This window comes from Heliomicrobium undosum (genome assembly GCF_009877425.1).
Classification (GTDB): domain Bacteria; phylum Bacillota; class Desulfitobacteriia; order Heliobacteriales; family Heliobacteriaceae; genus Heliomicrobium; species Heliomicrobium undosum.
Map to the genome: position 1 here is coordinate 99,638 of NZ_WXEY01000008.1, position 20,810 is coordinate 120,447.

The 20,810-nt window shown below is 57.8% G+C and carries 18 protein-coding genes; all 18 read right to left on the minus strand.

Going from position 1 to position 20,810, the window contains the following annotated elements:
• Window positions 1-33 precede the first annotated feature (33 nt).
• Window positions 34-2,076, minus strand: a complete 2,043-nt coding sequence (gene kdpB / locus GTO91_RS09540) for a potassium-transporting ATPase subunit KdpB (RefSeq protein WP_161258302.1) — start codon at window positions 2,074-2,076, stop codon at window positions 34-36.
• Between the two features lie 10 nt (window positions 2,077-2,086).
• Window positions 2,087-3,784, minus strand: coding sequence for a potassium-transporting ATPase subunit KdpA (kdpA, locus tag GTO91_RS09545; protein ID WP_161258467.1), 1,698 nt, complete (start codon window positions 3,782-3,784; stop codon window positions 2,087-2,089).
• Between the two features lie 396 nt (window positions 3,785-4,180).
• A complete protein-coding gene (locus tag GTO91_RS09550; protein WP_161258305.1) occupies window positions 4,181-4,657 on the minus strand; it encodes a chemotaxis protein CheX in 477 nt (158 codons plus the stop codon).
• Between the two features lie 23 nt (window positions 4,658-4,680).
• Window positions 4,681-5,151 carry a chemotaxis protein CheX gene (locus tag GTO91_RS09555; protein ID WP_161258308.1) on the minus strand — a complete coding sequence of 157 codons (471 nt, stop codon included), beginning with the start codon at window positions 5,149-5,151 and terminating at the stop codon, window positions 4,681-4,683.
• 13 nt (window positions 5,152-5,164) lie between these two features.
• Window positions 5,165-5,524 carry a response regulator gene (locus GTO91_RS09560; RefSeq protein WP_161258311.1) on the minus strand — a complete coding sequence of 120 codons (360 nt, stop codon included), beginning with the start codon at window positions 5,522-5,524 and terminating at the stop codon, window positions 5,165-5,167.
• A 2-nt stretch (window positions 5,525-5,526) separates the two neighbouring features.
• The gene (locus tag GTO91_RS18125; RefSeq protein ID WP_161258314.1) at window positions 5,527-6,006 is read right to left on the minus strand and encodes a chemotaxis protein CheX; all 480 of its coding nucleotides are present in this window, start codon (window positions 6,004-6,006) and stop codon (window positions 5,527-5,529) included.
• Window positions 5,982-6,356 (minus strand): response regulator, encoded by a 375-nt coding sequence (locus GTO91_RS09570; RefSeq protein ID WP_161258316.1) that lies wholly within the window; start codon window positions 6,354-6,356, stop codon window positions 5,982-5,984. The genes GTO91_RS18125 and GTO91_RS09570 overlap by 25 nt, the downstream gene beginning before the upstream one ends.
• Window positions 6,356-7,210, minus strand: a complete 855-nt coding sequence (locus GTO91_RS09575) for a CheR family methyltransferase (protein ID WP_161258319.1) — start codon at window positions 7,208-7,210, stop codon at window positions 6,356-6,358. Before GTO91_RS09575 ends, GTO91_RS09570 begins: the two co-directional genes overlap by 1 nt.
• 4 nt (window positions 7,211-7,214) lie before the next feature.
• Window positions 7,215-8,471, minus strand: coding sequence for a chemotaxis-specific protein-glutamate methyltransferase CheB (gene cheB / locus GTO91_RS09580; protein ID WP_161258322.1), 1,257 nt, complete (start codon window positions 8,469-8,471; stop codon window positions 7,215-7,217).
• Entirely contained in the window at window positions 8,468-10,474 is a 2,007-nt protein-coding gene (locus GTO91_RS09585) for a methyl-accepting chemotaxis protein (protein WP_161258325.1), read from the minus strand. The genes cheB and GTO91_RS09585 overlap by 4 nt, the downstream gene beginning before the upstream one ends.
• Before the next feature lie 36 nt (window positions 10,475-10,510).
• Window positions 10,511-10,939, minus strand: coding sequence for a chemotaxis protein CheW (locus GTO91_RS09590; RefSeq protein WP_161258329.1), 429 nt, complete (start codon window positions 10,937-10,939; stop codon window positions 10,511-10,513).
• Complete coding sequence (locus GTO91_RS09595; protein WP_161258333.1) at window positions 10,936-14,037, minus strand: hybrid sensor histidine kinase/response regulator; 3,102 nt, start codon at window positions 14,035-14,037, stop codon at window positions 10,936-10,938. Before GTO91_RS09595 ends, GTO91_RS09590 begins: the two co-directional genes overlap by 4 nt.
• Before the next feature lie 14 nt (window positions 14,038-14,051).
• Window positions 14,052-14,363, minus strand: coding sequence for an STAS domain-containing protein (locus tag GTO91_RS09600; protein WP_161258336.1), 312 nt, complete (start codon window positions 14,361-14,363; stop codon window positions 14,052-14,054).
• Window positions 14,364-14,397: 34 nt separating this feature from the next.
• Window positions 14,398-14,835 (minus strand): ATP-binding protein, encoded by a 438-nt coding sequence (locus GTO91_RS09605; protein ID WP_161258338.1) that lies wholly within the window; start codon window positions 14,833-14,835, stop codon window positions 14,398-14,400.
• Window positions 14,836-15,015: 180 nt separating this feature from the next.
• On the minus strand, window positions 15,016-15,678 hold the full coding sequence (locus tag GTO91_RS09610; RefSeq protein ID WP_161258341.1) for a TVP38/TMEM64 family protein: 663 nt from the start codon (window positions 15,676-15,678) through the stop codon (window positions 15,016-15,018).
• Window positions 15,675-17,276 carry a peptide chain release factor 3 gene (locus tag GTO91_RS09615; RefSeq protein WP_161258469.1) on the minus strand — a complete coding sequence of 534 codons (1,602 nt, stop codon included), beginning with the start codon at window positions 17,274-17,276 and terminating at the stop codon, window positions 15,675-15,677. The genes GTO91_RS09610 and GTO91_RS09615 overlap by 4 nt, the downstream gene beginning before the upstream one ends.
• A 168-nt stretch (window positions 17,277-17,444) precedes the next feature.
• The gene (locus GTO91_RS09620; RefSeq protein ID WP_161258344.1) at window positions 17,445-19,376 is read right to left on the minus strand and encodes an MASE3 domain-containing protein; all 1,932 of its coding nucleotides are present in this window, start codon (window positions 19,374-19,376) and stop codon (window positions 17,445-17,447) included.
• A 105-nt stretch (window positions 19,377-19,481) separates the two neighbouring features.
• Window positions 19,482-20,801 carry a DUF445 domain-containing protein gene (locus GTO91_RS09625; protein ID WP_161258346.1) on the minus strand — a complete coding sequence of 440 codons (1,320 nt, stop codon included), beginning with the start codon at window positions 20,799-20,801 and terminating at the stop codon, window positions 19,482-19,484.
• Window positions 20,802-20,810: the final 9 nt, after the last annotated feature.

The following is a 20,810-nucleotide window of genomic DNA, read 5'->3' on the forward strand; positions in this document are numbered from 1 at the left end:
CCCATGCCATGCTCTTAATTGCTTGGAATGGTCTTAGCCAAGTCCAATCATTACAAGGATCATGTCGATCAGTTTGATGCCAATAAACGGCGCGACCAAGCCGCCCAATCCATAAATCAACAAGTTGCGTCGCAACAAGGCATTCGCTCCAAGAGGCCGATAGGCGACACCCTTTAAGGCAAGGGGTATCAAAAAAACGATGATCAAGGCATTGAAAATGACAGCCGACATGATGGCGCTCTTCGCGGTGGCCAATCCCATGATGTTGAGCAAGCCTAACTGCGGGTATGTGGCAATGAACAGGGCTGGAATGATGGCAAAGTACTTGGCAACGTCATTGGCGATACTAAATGTGGTCAGTGACCCGCGCGTCATCAACAACTGCTTGCCGACCTCGACTACCTCCAACAGTTTGGTGGGGTTGCTGTCCATATCGACCATATTCCCTGCTTCCTTCGCCGCTTGGGTGCCACTATTCATGGCAACGCCAACATCCGCCTGGGCTAAGGCTGGCGCGTCGTTCGTTCCGTCACCGGTCATGGCGACGAGGCGCCCTTTACTCTGGTATTCTCGTATCAGTTTCAGCTTGGCTTCAGGTGTAGCCTCAGCCAGAAAGTCATCCACCCCAGCTTCTGCCGCAATGGCGGCCGCGGTCAATGGGTTATCGCCAGTGATCATCACCGTTTTAATCCCCATCTTACGCAGTTGAGCAAACCGCTCTCGGATACCGCCTTTTACGACATCTTTTAGATAAATGACGCCGAGCGCCCTGTTGCCTTCTGCAACCACCAGCGGTGTGCCGCCTTTTTTGGCGATCTCTTCAACGGCGGCGATAACGTCGCCAGACAACCGCTGGCCCTTTGCTTGCAGATATCGGTCGATGGCGTCGGCAGCGCCTTTGCGAATGGAGATGCCTTCGATGTCAACTCCGCTCATTCGGGTCTGGGCCGTGAAAGGAACGAAGGTTGCATGCAGCGTCTTGGCCTTGTTTTCTTTGATCCCAAACTTTTCGCAAGTCAGGGTCACGATGCTTCGGCCTTCTGGTGTCTCATCGGCAAGTGAAGAGAGTTGGGCCGCTTCCGCCAACTGCTGCGCTGACACACCTGTCGCAGGAATAAACTCTGTGGCCACGCGATTGCCCAGTGTAATCGTGCCCGTTTTATCGAGCAACAGCACATCCACATCACCGGCAGCCTCGACAGCGCGTCCAGACATGGCGAGGACGTTTTTCTTCAATAGACGGTCCATTCCCGCGATTCCGATGGCGCTCAGCAAGCCGCCGATGGTGGTCGGAATCAAACAAACCAGGAGGGCACTCAGAACCGACGCGGACACCTGCGCTCCCGAATAGATGGCAAAAGGCGCTAACGTCGCGACAGCCAGCAAAAAAACGATAGTGAGTCCCAACAGAAGAATGTTTAAGGCGATTTCATTGGGCGTTTTTTGACGTTTCGCCCCTTCGACGAGACCGATCATCCGATCCAAGAAGGTCTCACCCGGGTTGGCTGTGATCCGGACGATGATCCAGTCAGAAAGCACCTTGGTCCCGCCGGTGACCGAGCTTCGGTCCCCGCCGGATTCCCGTATCACCGGCGCCGATTCCCCGGTAACCGCGCTTTCATCTACGGAAGCGATCCCTTCCACCACTTCGCCGTCACCGGGAATCACATCACCCGCTTCAACGAGGACCCGATCGCCTTTGCGCAACTTCGAGGCGGATACCACAGTAAAGTCTTTTCCTTCACCAAGCCGTTTGGCCTTTGATTCACTTCGCGCTTTTCGCAATGATTCGGCTTGCGCTTTTCCCCTGCCTTCCGCTAAGGCCTCTGCAAAATTGCCAAACAAGACCGTCAGCCAGAGCCACAACGTCAATTGAAGGGTAAATGTCCAGTCTCCGCCGGCAACCATATCCCGTATCGCGAAGTAGGCGCACAACAGCGCCACAACTTCGACGACGAACATGACCGGATTTCTCCACAACATGCGCGGGTTCAGCTTGACAAAGGATTCTTTTATGGCCTGGCCGATAACCGATGGGCCTTCGCCGCCTTTTGCCGCTTTATTCGAGCTCAACATGCTTCTCCTCCTAAAAGGCTTGCCCAGCCAACATCAACAGTTGTTCCACGATCGGTCCGAGCGCCAGCGCCGGGAAGAAGGTGAGCGCGCCCACGATGAGGACCGTCCCGGCAAGCAGACTGCTAAACAGGGGTCCCGTGGTTTCAAAGGTGCCCGCGCCTGCCGGCGTGACTTTTTTGGCCGCCATGCTGCCGGCGATGGCCAGCGCCGGGATGATGACACCGAATCGTCCGATGAACATGGCCAACCCCATCAGCAGATTGTAAAAGAGGGTATTGGCCGAAAGGCCGCCAAAGGCGCTGCCGTTATTGCCCACGCCAGAAGCAAATGCGTACAGGATTTCACTCAACCCATGGGGGCCTGGGTTCAGAATCGAGGCGGTTCCCGCCGGGGTGACTGAAGCCCATGCGCTCAATACCAGGATCATCCCGCCGGGGATCAAGATAGCCAAGGTAGCCATCTTCATTTCCCAGGACTCTATCTTCTTTCCGAGGTATTCGGGCGTTCTTCCCACCATCAGCCCCACGATGAATACAGTCAGCATGACGAACATCAGCATACCGTACAGCCCGGCGCCAACGCCGCCGAAGACAACTTCGCCCAGCATCATCTGCAACATCGGCGCCAAGCCGCCGAGCGGCGTCAAGCTGTCATGCATGGCGTTAACGGCGCCGCAGGAAGCGGCTGTGGTCACCGTGGCAAAGAGCGCCGAGTTGCCGATGCCAAAGCGAACTTCCTTCCCTTCCATCGCCGTCGGGCCCGACACACCCATGGCGGCAATCTGTGGATTGCCGATGATTTCGCTCGTGTACAGCGTGCCTAGCATCAGCAAAAACAGCATCGTCATGGCCGCTAAAATGGAAAGGCCTTGCCTCATATTGCCCACCATACGGCCAAAGGTAATCGTTAACGCCGCCGGTATCACAAAAATCGAGAGCATTTCCATCAGGTTTGTCAATGGCGTTGGATTCTCAAAGGGATGGGCCGAATTGGCGTTAAAAAAGCCGCCGCCATTCGTCCCGAGCATCTTGATAATAACCTGCGACGCCGTTGGCCCCATGGCAATCGTCTGGCTTCCGCCTTCCATGGTCGATGCGCTCACATAAGGACTCAGGTTTTGGATCATCCCTTGTGACACGAGGACTAACGAGCCGATCAAGCAGATCGGGAGCAAGATCCGCAGAACGGTGCGGGTCAGATCGACCCAGAAGTTCCCTATCGTTTGGGTTGTGTGACGAACCAATCCGCGGATGAGCGCAATGACAACAACCATGCCGGTCGCTGCAGACACAAAATTCTGAACGGTAAGTCCCGCCATCTGGGAAAAATAGCTCAATGTTATTTCCCCGCCATAAGCCTGCCAGTTGGTGTTGGTCATAAAGCTGATGGCCGTGTTAAAGGCTAAGTCCGGCACAACAGGTCCGAAGCCCTGCGGATTCAGGGGAAGCATGTGTTGGAACACCAGGTTAAGAAACAGAAGCAAAAAACCGAACATGTTGAACGTGAAAAGAGACGTTGCATACTCTTTCCAATTCATTTCACGGTGATGGTCTACGCCGGTCAGGCGATAGATGAGCTTTTCCATTGGGCTAAAAAGGCCATCCAACCGAGTCGGCCCGCCATCATACATTCTTGCCATGTAGATGCCCAGCGGAACAGCCAAGGCGAACAGAATCGAAAGAAAGAGCCCGAACTGCAATACATCCATTTCTTTCACGTTAGATTTCCTCCGCATTCATCAGACAGTAACCCAGATAGATCAGCAAGACAACGGTGATAAACATTCCCACAGCCATATCGTTCATGGTCGTCCTCCTTCTCGCTAGAATGATCGCCTTTGCCGATCGGACGCATAATTAAAAGCCGCTTCCGAGTGGCTTACCGTCTCTTCCATCGTTGTCACCTCACCTCGTTTTCTGTGGCATGTGACTACTATAGCCCCTATGACGGTCAAGGGCGTGTCAAGAAATCTCATGAAGGCGTAAAGAAAACATCAAGAAAAAGCAAGGGCCACCCTGTTGAGGGCAGCCCTTTTGTGGTCGTTTATTGAGTTTGTTCTTTTATTACGAAAGGGGAACAGGGGGTGGATAGCCTAAACGGGTACTTAGATTTCCAACCCGATATTGACCTCAATCTTCCCCAAAGACGTCTCCACCGGCACGGCGATGGTCTCGACAGAGCTGATGATGAAGTAGATGTCCTTGCCAAAGATGATCGACGGTGGGGTGATGTCATAGGTGGCGCTCCCGCCGGAGAGCAGGGTTTGTACATTGGCGGTGAGGGCGTTGCCGGTGATCATGTTGGCCAGTTCTCCGATGGCGCTGCGGGCGATGCTGTCGATCTCCTCGACAGGCATGCCGAACATCATGGCAGAGACGATTTTTTTGGCCGTCTCCGACGAGAGGGAAAAGGCTACGTTGCCCCGCAGGTTGCCCACCAGGCCGAGGACGGCCGTCACATCCATGTCTACATGCATGGTCTCTTTCCGCTCCGGGGCGCCCCGCCGGATGTCGGTGGCGCCGAACTGGCCCAACACGTTGTCCAGGGCGTCCAGAAACGGGACGATATGCTTGTCTTGCATCAGTCGCTCCTCCTATCGGCGCCCTAGGCCTTGCTGATGGCCACGCTGGCCTTCAGTCTTCCATGCGCGGTTTTACAGTTGACAGAGGCAGAGGCGATCTTGGGGATGGCGATGATCACATCGTTCCCGGCAAAGACGATGGGCGGCGCCAGGCGCAGGCTCAGGCCGTATTCGTTGTTCAGCCGGGTGATGGCGTTGCCGGAGATGATGTTGTTCATCTCAGAGACGGAGGCCAGCACCATGTGATCCTTCACGGAATCGTATTCGCCGCCGGCGACGGTCTGCGCCAGGTGGAGGGCCAGTTCGGTGTCAAGGTCGAGCAGAAAGCGGCCTTTCACCTTACCGGCAAAGGTGAGGATCGAGGTCACGCCGAGGGAGCGGATCTCGTCGCTGTCCGGCGACGGGCCGGATTCAATCTCCACGTCGATATCCGCCATCTGCCGGAAGATATTCACGACAGCTTCGGAAAAGGGTTTGGTCATGCGCTCATCCATGGTTCTTCCCCCTTCATACCACCTTGGCGATGGCGCTGATGATCTTGTAATCGTCAAAGGGCTTCTGGAGGAAAATATCGACGCCCAGTTCCTTGGCCTGGCTGATGATCTCCTCGTCGCCCATGGCGCTGAGCATGATGATCCGCGCCTCGGGACTTTCCGCTTTGATGGCTCGCGCCGCTTCGATGCCGTCCATGACCGGCATGGTGATATCCATGAAGACCAGATCCGGGGAAAGCTTGCGGTACAGTTCGACACCCTCTTTGCCGTTCATAGCGTCGCCGATCACCTCGTGACCGTGCTTAACCAAAGTTTTGCGGAGCAGGTTGTGAATCAGCGGGGAATCGTCGACAAGCAAGATCTTTTTAGACACGATTATCCCTCCAAATATGCGATTTCCAAGATGAGCTCAACATCACCGGTGAAGAAGCGCAGACAGCGGTCGACGGCCTTGTTTTTGTACAGGATATAGCGGTTCTGACCGACCATGACGAAGGGCAAGGTGATCCGGTAGTGCTCCTCAGTCCCCACCAGGCCCGACTTGCCGCTCCCGGCGACGATGTTGACCAGTTCCGCCACCCCATCAGCCAGATCTGCCTCCGACAATTCCTCCGGCGCAAGCCCCGTCATCTGGGAGACAGTGACCGTCGCCGCTTCGCGGGTCAGGCCGATAGCGACCATCGCCGTTCGCCGTCCGATGATCATCATGGCGCCGGTAAAGTCACTGACAGGGCGGTCTTGAATCGGACAGGCCCTTTCTTCCACGGCCAATCCCGCCATCGTGCGCAGCACCTCGGCGACAGCGCCGGCCAGGGAATCGCGAAGGCTGTTTATAGTTCTCCCCTCCCCAGACACTCAAGGATCTTTTTCAGCAGATCCTCCATGGTGAACGGTTTGACCAAGTAGTGGATGGCGCCGGCGCGGATGGCGCGGACGATGTTTTCCCGCTCCCCCTCGGTGGTCACCATCATGACGGGGATGTACTTGTAGTGGGGATGATTCTTGATCGCCTGAAGAAACTCCCACCCGTTCATCCCCGGCATGTTCCAATCCAACAGGATCAGATTCACATCCGGATGCGCTTCCAGGATAGCCAGCGCTTCCGCCCCTTCCGACGCCTCCAGGAGTTCGCATTCAAGCACCTCTGCGGCGGCGCGGATGATTTTCCGGATGATGGCGGAGTCATCGACAGATAAGAATTTCATCATGGCTCCCTCTTGACAAGATAGTAGATTCCACCCTGATGGTCCTTGCGCTGAAAGCGCTCCCCGTACTCAGTAAAGATCTCGGAACCGCCGAGGAAGAGCACCCCGCCTGGATTCATTTGCCCGGCCATCCGTGTGAAGACATCGCGCTTCAACATCTCGGAAAAATAGATGGCTACATAGCGACAAAAGATGACATCAAAACTCCCTAGCAGATGATAAGGATCCTGCAGGTTGAATCGCTCAAAACGGACGGCCTTGCGGATCCGCTCGTCGATGGACCAGACGCGCCCCTCTTTTTGAAAGTAGCGGTCCTTATAGGCGGCTTCCAGGCCGCGCAGGATGGAGATACTATCGTATTTGCCCGAACGGGCCACCTGTAGCACCGCCGGGGAGATATCGGTGGCGATGATCTCGAACCGGTCCAGGGAGATGCCGGCGACGGCCTTGTCCTTGAGGTACCGGTCGATGCACATGGCCGTCGAGTACGCTTCCTGGCCTGTCGAAGCGGCAGCGCTCCAGATGCGGATGCGCAACCGCTTCCCGGCGCGCAGTTCCTCCACAAAGCGGGGCAAAAGCAGGTCTTCGAGGATGCGCCAAGGTGTCTTGTCGCGAAACCACATGGTCTCATTCGTCGTGATGGCGTCGATAACCTTTTCAGCCATGCGGCGATCACGGCTTTTGTACAATAAATGGTAAAACTCCTCAAAGTCCCGTGCGCCCGACTCGGCGAGCAATTTACCCAACCGACCTTCGATCAGGTAGGCTTTGTCGTCATCCAGATGGATGCCGCATTCCCGCTCGATGTACTGCTGCATCAGCCGGAAGCCTTTCATATCCTGTGAAACGCTCATGGGTTCACAATCCCCCCGAGACGATGCGAGTGAGACGAGCGGAGATGTCGGCGATGTCAACCACCTCATCGGCCAGCCCTGCCTCGACGACGCTGCGCGGCATGCCGTAGACGACACAGGTCTTTTCGCTCTGGGCGAGACAGTAGCAGTCACAGCGCTTTTTCAGTTCTGTCACGCCACGCATCCCGTCGCTACCCATCCCTGTCAGGATGATCGCCAGGATCCGTTGCCCCGCCCACTCTTTGGCCAGGGAGGCGAAGAGCACGTCGGCGGCGGGACGAACGCCGTTGACCAGCGGCCCCTTTTCCAGTTTCACGACTTTTTCCTTGCCCTGGGAGGCGACGGTCATATGAGTCCCGCCGGGGGCGATGAGGATACGGCCCGGCGCGATGACCTCTCCCTCGCCGGCTTCCGCCACCGGCAGGGCGCATTTCCGGCCCAGCGTGTGGGCGAGGATGCGGGTGAAATCGGCTGGCATGTGTTGCACCACGAGAATCGGTTTGGAAAAAGCGGCTGGAAGCGGGAATAGGACCTTTTCCAAAGCCACCGGTCCGCCGGTGGAGGAGGCGATGACCACCAGATCGACGCCTGTCATCGCCCTCTTTTTCGACGATTGCGTGCCTCCCGGCGCTTCCGGCGCAGCAGCGCTTTTTCGTTGCCCGGCCGGTTGCGCAGCCGGTTGTGCAGGGGGAGTCGCAGGCGGTTGTGCGCATGACTCAGGGGGCCGCGCCACCGGCGCCGGCGATCTCTGCGTTTCGGAGGTACGAAGATGGACGTCGTTGACCGGCTGGGCCTTTCGGACCGGCGCGGCATCGCGCTTGCCAGAAGTCAGTTTCCCCATGTGGATCTGGGTGAACAATGCCTGCAGTTGAGACCTGAGCCGATCCATGCTTTTGTCGGCGTCCGTCTCGGCCGGTTTTACGATGAAGTCCAAGGCGCCGACGCTGAGGGCCTTCATCGTCGTCGCCGCTGAATCGGAGCCGCCGCCGCTGATCATGATCACCGGCAGTTCTCGGTGTTCCCTGCTGATCCGCGCCAATGTCTCCAGGCCGTCGAGTTCCGGCATATGCACATCCAGGAGAACCACGTCGATCCGGTGCTGTTGCAGCCGTTCCATGGCGAGCAGGCCGTTGGAGGCCGTACATTCGACGGCGGCCAGTCCGGTGCTCTCGACGGCGCGGGCGAGGATTTTCCGGTACACCAGGGTGTCTTCGGCGATGAGAACCTTCAGCTTTTCCAAGAGGCGCTCCTTTGCGATCAAATCTTAAACTGCTTGACGAGGGCTTCCATGGCCCGAGACATTTCCGACAGTTGCTGGGCAGAGCTGCTCGTCGCTTCGGCGCCGGAGGCCGTCTCGCCGGAGGCCATGCTGATTTCGTGGATGCTCTGGGTGATCTCGTTGGCCCCTTTGGACACCTCAACAGCGGAGCGAGCCACTTCGCTCACCTTTTCCGAGGCGTTTTCCGTGTTATGGGCCACCTCGTTGGCCGCGCCGGCCAGTTCCTGAGCGGAGCGGGCGATCTCCTGGACACCCTTCGACGCCTCGTTGCCGCTGCGGGCGGCATGCTGGGCGTTGACAGCCAGATCGCCGATCTCGCGAGTGATGGCGTTGACCCGTTCGGCCGCCGCCACGATAGACTTAGAGATCTCGCCGGTAATGGCCGACTGTTCCGTCACGGCGGAAGCGATCGTGTTGGTGATATCCATGATCTCCCGGACGACCTGGGTGATTGCTTCGACCGCTTTGACGGCGCCGGACATGTTGTCCTGCATGGCCTCAATCTGCTGGCTAATCTCGTCGGTGGCCTCGGCCGTCTGTTTGGCCAACTCCTTCACCTCGTTGGCCACGACGGCGAAACCGCGGCCGGCCTCGCCGGCGCCAGCGGCCTCGATGGCGGCGTTGAGGGCCAGCATGTTTGTCTGTTCGGCGATATCGTTGATCACATTGATGATCTTGCCGATCTGTTTCGATGAGTTGTTCAACTTGCTGATGATCACGTTTGTCTCGCGGGCCTTCTCGCCGGCGTCGCCGGTGATGTCCTTCGACCGCTCGCAACTGCGGCTGACCTCATGGAGGGAGATGTTGATCTCCTTGACGGCGGTGGCGACGGTGTTGACTGCGCCGGAGACATCGGTGGCCGAATGGGAGACATTGTTGATCCCGCCGGAGATCTGGTCGATGACGCCGCTGACTTGTTCGACGCTGGCCGAGATCTCCTCAGAGGCGGCAGCCAGGTTGCGCACCGTGCCGGACATCTCTTCCACGGCGGAGGCGATGACATTGATGTTCCGGCTGGCGTCGCCGGCGGCGCTGGCTGTGCCGTCGATGCTCGTCGTGATCTGGGTGGTGGCGGCGCTGACGACGCTCGTCTTGGCGCTCATCTCTTCACTGGAGGCGGCCATGGTGGTAGCCGTGTTCAGCAGGCCCTGGGAGGCCTGGCTCAAAGACAAGGAATTCTGATAGATCTCGCCGATCATGGCCTGGAAGCGGGTAAGCAACTGGTTGAAGGAGGCCGTCAGTTTCCCTGTCTCGTCCTTCGACAGCGCCTCTCCGCGAACGGTCAAATCGCCTTTTTCGGCAAGGGCCATCAGCGCCTGGACTTGTTGGACGGGGCGTGTGATCAGGCGGGATACGTAGATGCCCAGGGCAATGGCCATCACCATGCCCAGCGCGGCGAGGGTTAACATGAAATTCGTGGCCTCGTGGCCGACCTGCTGGTTATTTTCGGCCTTCTCTTTCGCCTGGTCGACCTTCATGTCGATAAGACGCTCGATCGACTCATCAATTTCTCTTACCAGGATAGCCCCCTCACCGTAAATCAGGGCCATCGCCTGGTCATCCTGTCCCGATAAAGAAAATTGCACGATACGTTCGTACATCGGTTGCCAGCGATCGATGGCTTGATGAAGCTTCTGCGCTTCGCGCTTGATTTCATCCGCTTTTAGCGTTTTTTCAAACTCGGCTAGACTGGCAACCATTTTTTTATCCAATTCTTTGATTTTATCGACGCTGCGCCGTTTTTCCAGAGGGTCTTTGCTCAGCATGGCGTTGCGCAATTCAACGCGCGTGCGCTGATATATAACGGCAACGTCGGAGATATCATGCAGGGGCTCCGTATTTGTAACATATAAGTCCATGTCCGCTCTGTTTAATTCGTTTATTTTTAAGTAACCTTGAATGCCGATCATTCCGGCGATACAGGCGATGATAAAGAAACTGCTTAACAGTTTCGTCCCAATTCTCAGGTTTTGAAACCATTGCATGGACAAGGCTCCTCCCCTTTCCGCTTTTCATGTGTTTTACATCTGGTAGATGACATCTGGATCAAGCACCATCAACAGTTCGTTCTGCAGCTTGACCACTTCCTTGACAAATCGCGTCAAATCGCCGTCCATATTTGCCGGTGGCTGTTCCGCGCTGTCCGGGTCGATGTCTACGACAGCTCCGGGACGATCGATGGGAAAGCCGATCAGGTCTGTCATGCCTGCCCGGGGCTTTAACACGATGCACACAAAGCGTTCTTGTTCGCTTATGCCGCCGATTTTCAACAGACGGGCCAGGTTGAGCAGGGTCACCACCTGTCCGCGCATATTGAAGAGGCCGACGATATGGAGCGGCGAGTCCGGGATCGGCGTGCACTCGACGTTGCGCTGGATCTCCTTGACCGTGTGGATGTCCAGGCCGAACAAGGCGCCGTCGAGGTAAAAGGTGAGCACTTTTCCGCTCATTGGGCCTCCCTTCTGCGAGCCAGGACTTTTTCCAGCGCATCGAGCATGCGGTCCTTGTCGAGCTTCGTCTCGTAGTCATCGAATCCGGCCTCTCTCCCCTGGCGCCGGCTGCCCTCATCGGTCATAGAGGTGACGGCGATCACAGGGAGATGAGCGAGATTCTTATCAGCTCTGATGCGCCGTGCCAGTTCGAAGCCGTCCATCACCGGCATCTGGATGTCGGAGACGACCGCATCGACCGGCTGGGCGGCCAGGATGGTCAACGCCTCTTTCCCGTTGCCAGCCGACAGCACCCGGTAGCCGGCCCATTCCAGGTAACTTTTTTCCATTCTGCTGAAAAAGGGGGTGTCCTCCACCAAGAGGATCGTCCGCTGCTGCCCGCTCCCTTGCCGGCGCTCGGCGACGGCATAGTGCTCCGGCGCAGCCGATTCGAAGAGTTCAAAGATATTGACGACGAGGACGATGCGGTTTTGCAGGATTGTGGTACCCATGATGCCTTTGGCTTTGATGTTCTCCTGATTGAAGCGAACCCGTGTCTGGACAATGTCGTGGATGCGGTGGATCAGGATGCCCATGGGGTAGCGGACCAGTTTCGGGATGAGGACATAGAGCTTTTCGGGGCGCGCGCCCCCGCTGTTGACGGGGAGGTATTGCTCCGGCTGAATGACGCGGAGCGAGTCGCCGCGAAACTGGATGAACTCCTTGTCGCCGACCCGTTCGATATGGTGGGCCTGGATCGGCTCGATGCGGGCGATCAGGGAGAGGTCAATGCTGAAGGTCTCCGGACCGGAGCACTGGAAGAGCAGCAGGTTTTGCACCTCGGCCATATCGGCGGCTGCCTGCTCTCTTGCGTCCCGCTGCCCTTGTTCCTCTAGGAAGCGCAGGTTCGCCTTGGCGGCGATGCCATCAGGATCGAGGATCATGGCCGTCTTCCCGTCCCCCAGGATGGTGACGCCGGAGTAGCAGGCGCATTCGCCGAGGTGGCGCGGGAGCGGCTTGACGAGGATCTCTTCACCGTCATGGATCCGGTCAACGGCGAGACCGTATCGCTTGGCGCCGATCTTGAGGACGAGGACGCGAACAACGGCGCTCGTATCGATGGCTTCGCGGCGCAAGCCCAGGACCTGGCCCAGGTGAATGACCGGCAGCAGCCGCCCGCGCAAACGGAGCACCTGGGCGTCATGGAAGCGCTCGATCCTCCGGTTGGCGTCGCCCGGCTTGATCCGCACCATCTCCTGCAGGTTCGTCTGGGGAAGGGCGAACTTCTGGCCTGCCACCTCCACAATCAGGGAGGGGATGATGGCGAGGGTGAGGGGCAAGGTCAACCGGAAGGTGGTTCCCCTCTCCGGCTGGGTGAAGATATCAATGCTGCCGCCGAGGCGTTCGATGTTCGTCTTGACGACATCCATGCCGACGCCGCGTCCGGAAACGTCGGTGATCTGATCGGCTGTGGAAAACCCGGGGAGGAAGAGCAGGTTCAGCGTTTCTCGTTCGGCAAGGCCCTCTGCCTGGTGCGGTTTGATCAGCCCTTTTTCCAGGGCTTTCGCCTTGATCTTCTCCGACCGGATGCCGCCGCCGTCATCGGCGATGTCGATGTTGACGCGCCCGCCTTCATGGTAGGCCTTGAGATGGATGGTCCCTGTTTTCGGTTTGCCCAGAGCTTCTCGTTTTTCAGGCATCTCGATGCCATGATCGGCGGCGTTGCGGATCAGGTGGGTGAGGGGATCGGCGAGGGCCTCGATGATCGACTTGTCGAGTTCCACCTCGGTCCCTTCCATATGTAAGTCAATGTCCTTGCCGAGCTTTTTGGAGAGTTCGCGGATGATCCGCGGGAACTTATTGAAAATTTTCGCCACCGGCTGCATACGGGTCTGCATGATCTTTTCCTGCAGTTCTGTTGTGATGTTGTCGATGTTCTGCAGGATGCCGCCGAGGCCGGGGATCTGTTTGCGGTGGCTTTCGAGGCAGCGCAGGAGTTGATTGCGGCCCAGCACCATCTCGCTTGCCAGGTTGAGCAGGTCGTTGAGCAGGGAAACATGGACGCGCACCGTATCGTCGGCGATGGCCGCCGCTTTCTTCGCGGCGTCGATACCTTCTTCCGCCGACAGTCCCGTCTCCCGTCCCGCCGGCAACGCTTCTCCTGCTGTCCCGTTATGTACCCCTGATTGCTGGTTCGTTCCTTGGACGGATGCCTCAATGGACGCCTGAGATGTCAGCTGCGCGGACGCAGGCGATTGCGCCGGCGACTGCCCTGCCGCCGGTGGCGACGTCATCGTGGATGATCGCACAGGAGCAGTCTCCGTCTCCCCCATTCCTCCCCGGAGGATCTGAGCCAGTTCCTCCAGTTTGGTGTTCACATCCAACTCCTCGATATGTTCTTCCGGAATATCCAGAGCGAGGGCGATCAACTTCTTTTCGAGGACCGTAGTAAAGAGGAAGACAAAGTTGAGGCCGGCGTCAAGGAAGTCATCGAGGCCGCCCACATCGCTGATATCGGTATAGGAATCGATGATCTGCCCGATGGACGATATCTTGCGAAAGAACACCACCGGCGAGACACTTGCGCTGACGTTTTCGACGAGATTGAGCCGGATCTTGTACAAGCGGTGCCCGTGCTTAAGGGCGTCCGTGATGACGGTCTTTTCCTTTTCCTCCAGGGCCACCTCGTTTTGTTTGGCGTCGGTGACGATGATCGACGGCGCCGGCTCGGCAGGCGGACGATCCTTTCCCTTCAGGAATAACTCGAGCGCCCTGACGTGGGGAGCGATGTCCGCCGATTCGCTGTTTTCCACATCGCCGACCATCGCCTTCAGACAGTCGTTGGCTGCCAGCAGGGCGTCGACCATGTCTCCGTCGACGTCCAACTTGCCGTTGCGCGCCTCCCCAAGCAGGTTTTCCATCACATGGGTGAGTTCGACGATATTGCGCAACGCGAAAAAGCCTGCCGTCCCCTTGATGCTGTGAACAGCCCGGAAGATGCTGTGAATGGTATCCCGTTCCTGCCGGCCCTCGCCAAGCAAGAGCAGGCCGTTTTCCACGGTCTCCAGATGGGATGCGGCTTCCTCAACGAACTCCCTGATAAATTCGAGATTCTGCAACTGCCGCCCACCCCTTATCCGGCTGCTGACATGTCAAATATCTTGTCCAACTTCATGAGCCGGAACAATCCCAGTAGATCCTCGTTGAGCCCCGTGAGCCGAAAGTTTTTGCCGTTGCCGCATGTCGATTTATAGAGACCGATGATAAAAGAAATACCCGTGGAGTCGATATACTGCACCCGGGTCAAATCAATGACAAGTTTATCGTATTCACCTTGCTGGGCCACGCGGCGCTTGGCCTCATCGACGATTTCCTTGACACGGTTGGCGGTGAGATCGGTGTCAATCAGCAAGATCAACCGATCTCCCTCTTTTTCGAATCGCATCGGAACGCTCCCCTCCTTTTCAACTGGAATCGCTTTATTCCTGACGAAGGGCGCCCCGCTGTGGCCGATCCAGATCGGTCCAAACCAACTGGGCCGCCACATGGTTGCCGGTAACGGTAATGGAAAAGCCCATCAGTCCGATGATCTCCAGACCGCGGTTTCTTTCCCGCATCAGGTCCTGCAACACGTCATCATCAACGGCTTTTTCCAGACAGAATCCTTTCCCCTCGTCCCAAACATCCAGGCTAACCGACTTTTCGTCAAGAAAGAGATGACAACGCACCTGTTTGGCAGGATCCATCTTGTTTCCATGTTCAACGGCGTTATTGAGCAGTTCCCGTAGGGCGAAGTCAACGGCAAAGACCTGCTTGCCGCTGATGCCCGGCCCCTTTTCCCGGATGTCTGTCATCACCGCTTTGATCGACTGATCGACCGCCTCAAAGGTCGATTCGGTTGTAAATGAAAAATTCAATCCGGGTTCGCCCCCTTAGACCGTGGGCTTACGGCCGAAGCCTTACTCACACAGTCTTTTGTCCATTTCCATTATAGCTACTGCCAAAGTCAGGTACAATGACCGCCTGTTGTTGAAACGGGAGAAAGCGCAAACTTTGTTATAGGAAAAAAGAAGGAGGAGGGCATCGCCCATCCTCCGCTAACGAAATCGTTTGATGATAATCGCCAAGAGCCCCAGCGCGATCACAGCCAGCGCCAATCGGCTGGCGTTTTCCACCGGATTCCACATGTCGTGGCCGACAACGGTCTCCAAGAGGATCGTGGGGATCTTGCCGAGGGCCGTTCCCAAGATAAAGGGGACGAATCCCACGGAACTGACGGCGGCCGCCAGGTTGACGGCGCCCGAGGGGACAAAGGGGGCCAGGCGGACGAGAAAAATGCTGCTGAACCCATGGCGGGCCGTCCATTCGTCCCACTCGGAAAAACGCCGGTGTTTCGCCAGCCAGCGGGCGACAGGACCGCGCCCGAAGTAACGGAAAAGCACAAAGGCCACCGCCGATCCGGCGATCTCGCCGCTCCAGCCGATGAAGAGGCCGGGGCCCCAGCCGAAGACAATGACCAGCGCGCCCAGCAAAAAGACTGCCGGAATGACGCCGATCAGGGTTTGCACGGTCATGATCAGAAAACCGGCAAACCAGGCGGCCCATCCGTAGGAACGAAGAACTGCCGTCAGTTCATCCAAGTCAGTAAGGGTCACCAGGTCGACGATCCGCCGTCCCGGCTCGGTGCCAAACAGCAGCGCGCCCACGACGACCAGCGCCAGGAGGGCCGCGCCTTTGGGACCAATAGAGCGGGGATTCATCGCTCCGGCACCGTCAGAAACCTGATCTGCGGGTTTTGCTCAACGGCCCAGCGGACCGACCATTCGTTGCGGAAGAGGGCCACCGGACGCTCCTTGCCGTCGCGGATCACCATGCCGCTGTCGAGGCCCTTGACCGGTTTGCCGGGGTCGTACCCATCGAGCCAGCGGGCGACGCTGAAAGGCAGGTGCTGCATGAGGATGTCGACGCCGTACTCCTGTTTGAGCCGGTATTCGAGGACCTCCATCTGCAGCACGCCGACGGCCCCGACGACGAAAGACTCGACGCCGATCTCCGGCTGCCGGAAAACCTGAACGGCTCCCTCCTGGGTCAACTGGGTCATCCCCTTGACAAACTGCTTGCGTTTCATTGTGTCTTTGGGTTGCACCCGGGCGAAGTGCTCCGGCGGGAAGACGGGAAAGTCCTCAAATTGAAAGTTCTTTCCTTCCACGCAGAGGGTGTCGCCGATGCCGAAGACGCCAGGGTCGAAAAGGCCGATGACATCGCCGGGGTAGGCCTCATCAATGATCACCCGCTCCTGGGCCATGAACTGCTGCGGCTGGGCCAGCTTGACGCTCTTGCCGGAGGGGACGTGTTTGACGCTCATGCCGCGGGCAAACTTGCCCGAGCAGATGCGGATGAAGGCAATGCGGTCGCGGTGGGTCGGGTTCATATTGGCCTGGATCTTGAACACGAAAGCCGTAAAGCCCTCATCGTCAGGGGCGACCAAGCCATCGACGGAACGCCGGGCCAGCGGTGCCGGCGCCAGTTGCAAAAACTCTTCCAGGAAGGGGCGGACGCCAAAATTGGTCAGGGCGCTGCCGAAGAACATGGGCGTCAGTTCGCCCTTGAGCACCTTTTCGATGTCGAACTGATCGCCAGCCATGTCGAGCAGTTCGATGTCCTCGATCAACTGGTTGTGGACGTCGGTCCCGAGCAGTTCGGCGAAGGCCGGGTCTTCGGCGCTGCCGATGGTGGAGGGCATCACCCACTGCCCATGGGCGCCGCCGCTCTCAAAGAGCTCGATCTGGGCCAGGCGGCGGTTGTAGACGCCTTTGTAGTTGCCATCGACGCCGACGGGCCAGTTCATTGGGTAGGCGCGGATGCCCAGCACGTTCTCGATCTCTTCCATTAGCTCAAAGGGGCTCTTGCCGTGCCGGTCCAGCTTGTTGACGAAGGTGAAGATGGGGATGCCCCGCTGCCGGCAGACATGGAACAGTTTTTTCGTCTGATCCTCAACGCCTTTGGCCACATCGATGACCATGACAGCGCTGTCGGTGGCCATCAGGGTGCGGTAGGTGTCTTCGCTGAAGTCCTGGTGACCGGGGGTATCCAGGATATTGACGCGATAGCCGTCATAATCAAACTGCAGGACACTCGACGTGACCGAAATGCCCCGCTGCTTCTCGATCTCCATCCAGTCCGAGACGGCATGCTTCGCCGCTTTGCGGGCCTTGACCGTGCCTGCCAGGCGGATGGCGCCGCCGTAGAGGAGCAACTTTTCCGTCAAGGTCGTCTTCCCCGCGTCAGGGTGGGAGATGATGGCGAAGGTGCGGCGCCGCTGGACTTCTGTTTGCAGTTCCGTCGCCGTCGTGGACATATGATCCATTCCTCCAAAATATCATTGCTTGTGTACAGTAAAAGCGAGGGAAAATCAAAGTCGAGGGTCAATTCCCAAAATGGCATAATGCCACATTATAATAGTATACCTTCCCTCGGCGCAAAGGGAAAGTCCGCATCTCTTTAAAATAAAAAAACCGGCGGTCCGTCACAGCACCGCCGGCTCGATCTGGCTTAGATCGACGATAGGAAGCAGGATGGTAAAGGTCGTCCCTCGTCCTAATTGGCTCGAGACGGCGATCTCGCCGCCATGGGATTCGATGATCGCCTTGACGATGGAAAGCCCCAGGCCCGTTCCCGTCGTCTTGCGGGTCACTTCGTTCTCAGCTCGGTAGAATCGCTCGAAAAGATGGATCATCTCCAACTCCGACAAGCCGATCCCCGTGTCCCGCACATCGATCCGGATCTTATCCTCTTGCTGGCAGGCCTGGATCCCACAGCTTCCGGCAAGGGTGTACTTGATCGCATTGGAGAGGAGGTTGCTGAGCGCCTGACCCAGGCGGATCTCATCACCGTAGAGGATCGGCAGCCCCGGCGCGATCTCACAGTGAAACTGTACTCCCTTTTTGGCGGCGAGGATGGCGTAGTTATCGGCGATGGGCGTGAGCAGCGTCTCCACGGTCAACGGCTCAAAGCGGTGTCCCGGCGGACTGGCCTGCAGCTTTTCCAGGTCGAGGATGTTGCTGACCAATTGGTGCAGGCGGCTCAGGTTGGACTTGGCCTGGTTGAGATAATGGCGCCGTTCTTCCATCGGAACGCCCGGTTCCAGCGCCAGGTCAATATAGCCGTCGATGCTGGCCAGGGGGGTGCGGATCTCATGGGTGGCTGCGGAAAAGTACTCGCTCCGCAGGCGATGAAACTCCGTCTCCTTGGTCACATCGCGGAAGATCAGCAACCAGCCGAGGACCTCCCGCTCCACTTCCACGGGGTTGAGATAGAGGTCAACGCTGCGCGCCGGTTCGGATAGCACAGAGACGCGCCAGGGACCCAAGCGTTCGACAGCATCTCGCTGCAAGTCATGTTGCAGGATGGCAGCCACCTTTTCCGGCTCCTCAAGCTTGCCCTGAATGGCGCGGTAAAACAGATCGGTGTCGTCAAAGTGGAGCACCTCTTCGTCAATGCCGAACAACTCGCCGAAGGATGCGTTGCAGACCCATTCTCCATGCTTGCGTGTGTAAAAGGCGATCCCATCTTTGCTGGCATTCATCAAGGCCACCATACGCGCCCGGTGCTCAGAACGCCGGCGAGCGAGCTCTTCAAAGGGAATTTTCACTTGATGGATGAAGATGGCTTGATAAAAGAAGCCATAACTGAGGACCTTGAGGAGATGGGTGGTAAGGTAAAAAAATCCGGGAACAGAAGCCTCCAGAAAGAAAGATAATGCGGACAACGCGCCGAGTGCCAAGCCGCCGGCGATCAGTCTCCCCTGATCGCTCTTTTGATCCTTTCCCCGCTGCCAATACAACCAAGCGCCGAGGAGATTGAGGGCGAAGGCGGCTGCCATCACGGCGTTTCTCAGCCATGTCAAGTCCTGTTCGTTCAGCAGTTGGGGATTGGGAAGCACATAACCAAAGAGCGAGGCAACGATGGCAAAAAACAGCGCCACGGCTGATAAAAACATGAACAGGCTATTTCGCAAAGAAACCCGTTTCAAGGGCGAAATGAGCAGATTGGTCAGCATCGCCCCCGCCAGGAGCAGCCGGCTGAGACACCCGAAAAGCACGTATAATTGAACATTGGCCAAGGGGGAAGCCGCCATGCCCGGATAGGTCAACAGGTGAAGGCTGTCAAGCATGCCCACCACCCAGAAGGAACTCCCCACGTACACCAACCAGGAAGCCGCCTTTTCGCGTGTATGCCAGATGGTTGAAAAGACAAACATGGAAACAACGATGCCGGCGCCTTCGATAATGATATGCAACGGCAATACAAAACCGGCGTTCATTCGCTCCTTGACTTCCAGGGGAACCATGGCGGTGACAAACAGCCAGAAAAAAACGGCGCCGAAGATCCAGGGGATGCCTCTTGCGATCCCTGGCGTCGGCGGCGTCCCTCGCGAATTTTTCTCTGTCCTTTCCAATCGGCTGCCCCCTGTCTCACCCGTACACGTTCAAGGAATTTGTGGCTTACTATTTCTATTTCTATCCACTGAAGGCAGTTTCCTTCCAGAAGCGAATATATTTTGCTACTGCCCTTGCGTCAAGGGAAGGATCAGCGGATGGTACAGGTATTGCAGGAACAGAAAAAGGACAAGCCCCACGATAGCGCCCACCACGGACCCGTTGATGCGGATCCACTGCAGATCGTTGCCGGCCTTGTCTTCAATAAACCGGTTTAGATCGTCGTTGGTGAAGGCGTCGAGGACGTTGCGGACGATGGTTCCGATCAAGCGGTGTTCTTTTTCGATGATCGTAAAGAGCGCCTCTTTGAGCCGCTCCTCGAGGCGTTCCCGCAACAAGGGATCCTCCACCAGGCGCCGGACAAGGGATTCCACGGAGCCTTGCAGCGCCAATCCTCGCGGCGTCGCTCCTTGCAGCGCGGCTGATGCCCCGCTTTCTGCGGAGCCGGAGAGGCTGGATGCGTTCTGCCCGGAAGGCCACAGGGCGCGCAGCCAATCCTCGAGGGGCAATTCATCGATGATCCGCTCTTTCCAGGACTCGATCGCCTCGGTCAGATCGCTCCGTTCGGCCAGTCCCGTTGTTTTTTCGATCAGGATCTCCTTCAGGCGGACCCGCAGGGGGTGCCCGGGATCCCGCATCTCCGTCAAGCTCTCCAGCAGTCGCCGGTGCAACGAATCGGCGGCCTGGGAGGGGTTGTAGCTGTTCGTGAGCAGCGCCGTCGTCAGTACCAGTGTGCTGAGCAAACCCTCGGACTGCCTTTTTTCCGCTCCACGAAGAAAACGGTAGATCCGATCGCGCGTCTCCGGCCGGGCCGCCGCCTGATGCATCTCCTCGATCAGGAGGGCGATCCAACGCTCTTCCTCTCCCTTTTCCAGCGCTTGCCGGCCCCACTGGGTCAACTGGGCCGCCAGGGAGACCCGCCGGAGCCGTTCCTTAACCGGTCGCTCGACATACCGGGCCAGCGTCTTCGGCTGCAGGTGGCCCAAGGCCTCCTGGCTGATGTGCCCGAAGAAATCGGTCAAGTACCGTTTCCCCTCTTGCCGGTCCAGCCAGTCGACAAGTCCATCGGTCAGGCGCACATGGGCCAGTTTGGCCTTGACGACGTCAACACCGAGGAGATCCCCTTCCACCACCTTGACGATGGCGTCGATGGTCTTTTGCCGGTTGCGCGGGATCAGTTCCGTGTGCCAGGGAAAGCCGAGGGGCCGGCGAAAGAGGGCTGTGATGGCAAACCAGTCGGCGATGCCGCCGACGAGAGCCGCTTCAGCCGTAAAAAAGCCCATTTTCGCCCAGAGCGCCTGCGGATAGAGCCACCGCAAGCCGGTAAAAAGGAGAAAGGCCAGCGCTGCCCCGGCCAGTACGATGTCCGCTTTTTTCCACTTCATGCCATCACC

What these genes read in the sequence shown, in the direction of transcription:
- kdpB (WP_161258302.1), bottom strand. Translation starts at nt 2,076, where the DNA reads ATGTTGAGCTCGAATAAAGCGGCAAAAGGCGGCGAAGGCCCATCGGTT.
- kdpA (WP_161258467.1), bottom strand. Translation starts at nt 3,784, where the DNA reads ATGGATGTATTGCAGTTCGGGCTCTTTCTTTCGATTCTGTTCGCCTTG.
- GTO91_RS09550 (WP_161258305.1), bottom strand. Translation starts at nt 4,657, where the DNA reads ATGCAAGACAAGCATATCGTCCCGTTTCTGGACGCCCTGGACAACGTG.
- GTO91_RS09555 (WP_161258308.1), bottom strand. Translation starts at nt 5,151, where the DNA reads ATGGATGAGCGCATGACCAAACCCTTTTCCGAAGCTGTCGTGAATATC.
- GTO91_RS09570 (WP_161258316.1), bottom strand. Translation starts at nt 6,356, where the DNA reads ATGAAATTCTTATCTGTCGATGACTCCGCCATCATCCGGAAAATCATC.
- GTO91_RS09575 (WP_161258319.1), bottom strand. Translation starts at nt 7,210, where the DNA reads ATGAGCGTTTCACAGGATATGAAAGGCTTCCGGCTGATGCAGCAGTAC.
- GTO91_RS09585 (WP_161258325.1), bottom strand. Translation starts at nt 10,474, where the DNA reads ATGCAATGGTTTCAAAACCTGAGAATTGGGACGAAACTGTTAAGCAGT.
- GTO91_RS09590 (WP_161258329.1), bottom strand. Translation starts at nt 10,939, where the DNA reads ATGAGCGGAAAAGTGCTCACCTTTTACCTCGACGGCGCCTTGTTCGGC.
- GTO91_RS09600 (WP_161258336.1), bottom strand. Translation starts at nt 14,363, where the DNA reads ATGCGATTCGAAAAAGAGGGAGATCGGTTGATCTTGCTGATTGACACC.
- GTO91_RS09610 (WP_161258341.1), bottom strand. Translation starts at nt 15,678, where the DNA reads ATGAATCCCCGCTCTATTGGTCCCAAAGGCGCGGCCCTCCTGGCGCTG.
- GTO91_RS09615 (WP_161258469.1), bottom strand. Translation starts at nt 17,276, where the DNA reads ATGTCCACGACGGCGACGGAACTGCAAACAGAAGTCCAGCGGCGCCGC.
- GTO91_RS09625 (WP_161258346.1), bottom strand. Translation starts at nt 20,801, where the DNA reads ATGAAGTGGAAAAAAGCGGACATCGTACTGGCCGGGGCAGCGCTGGCC.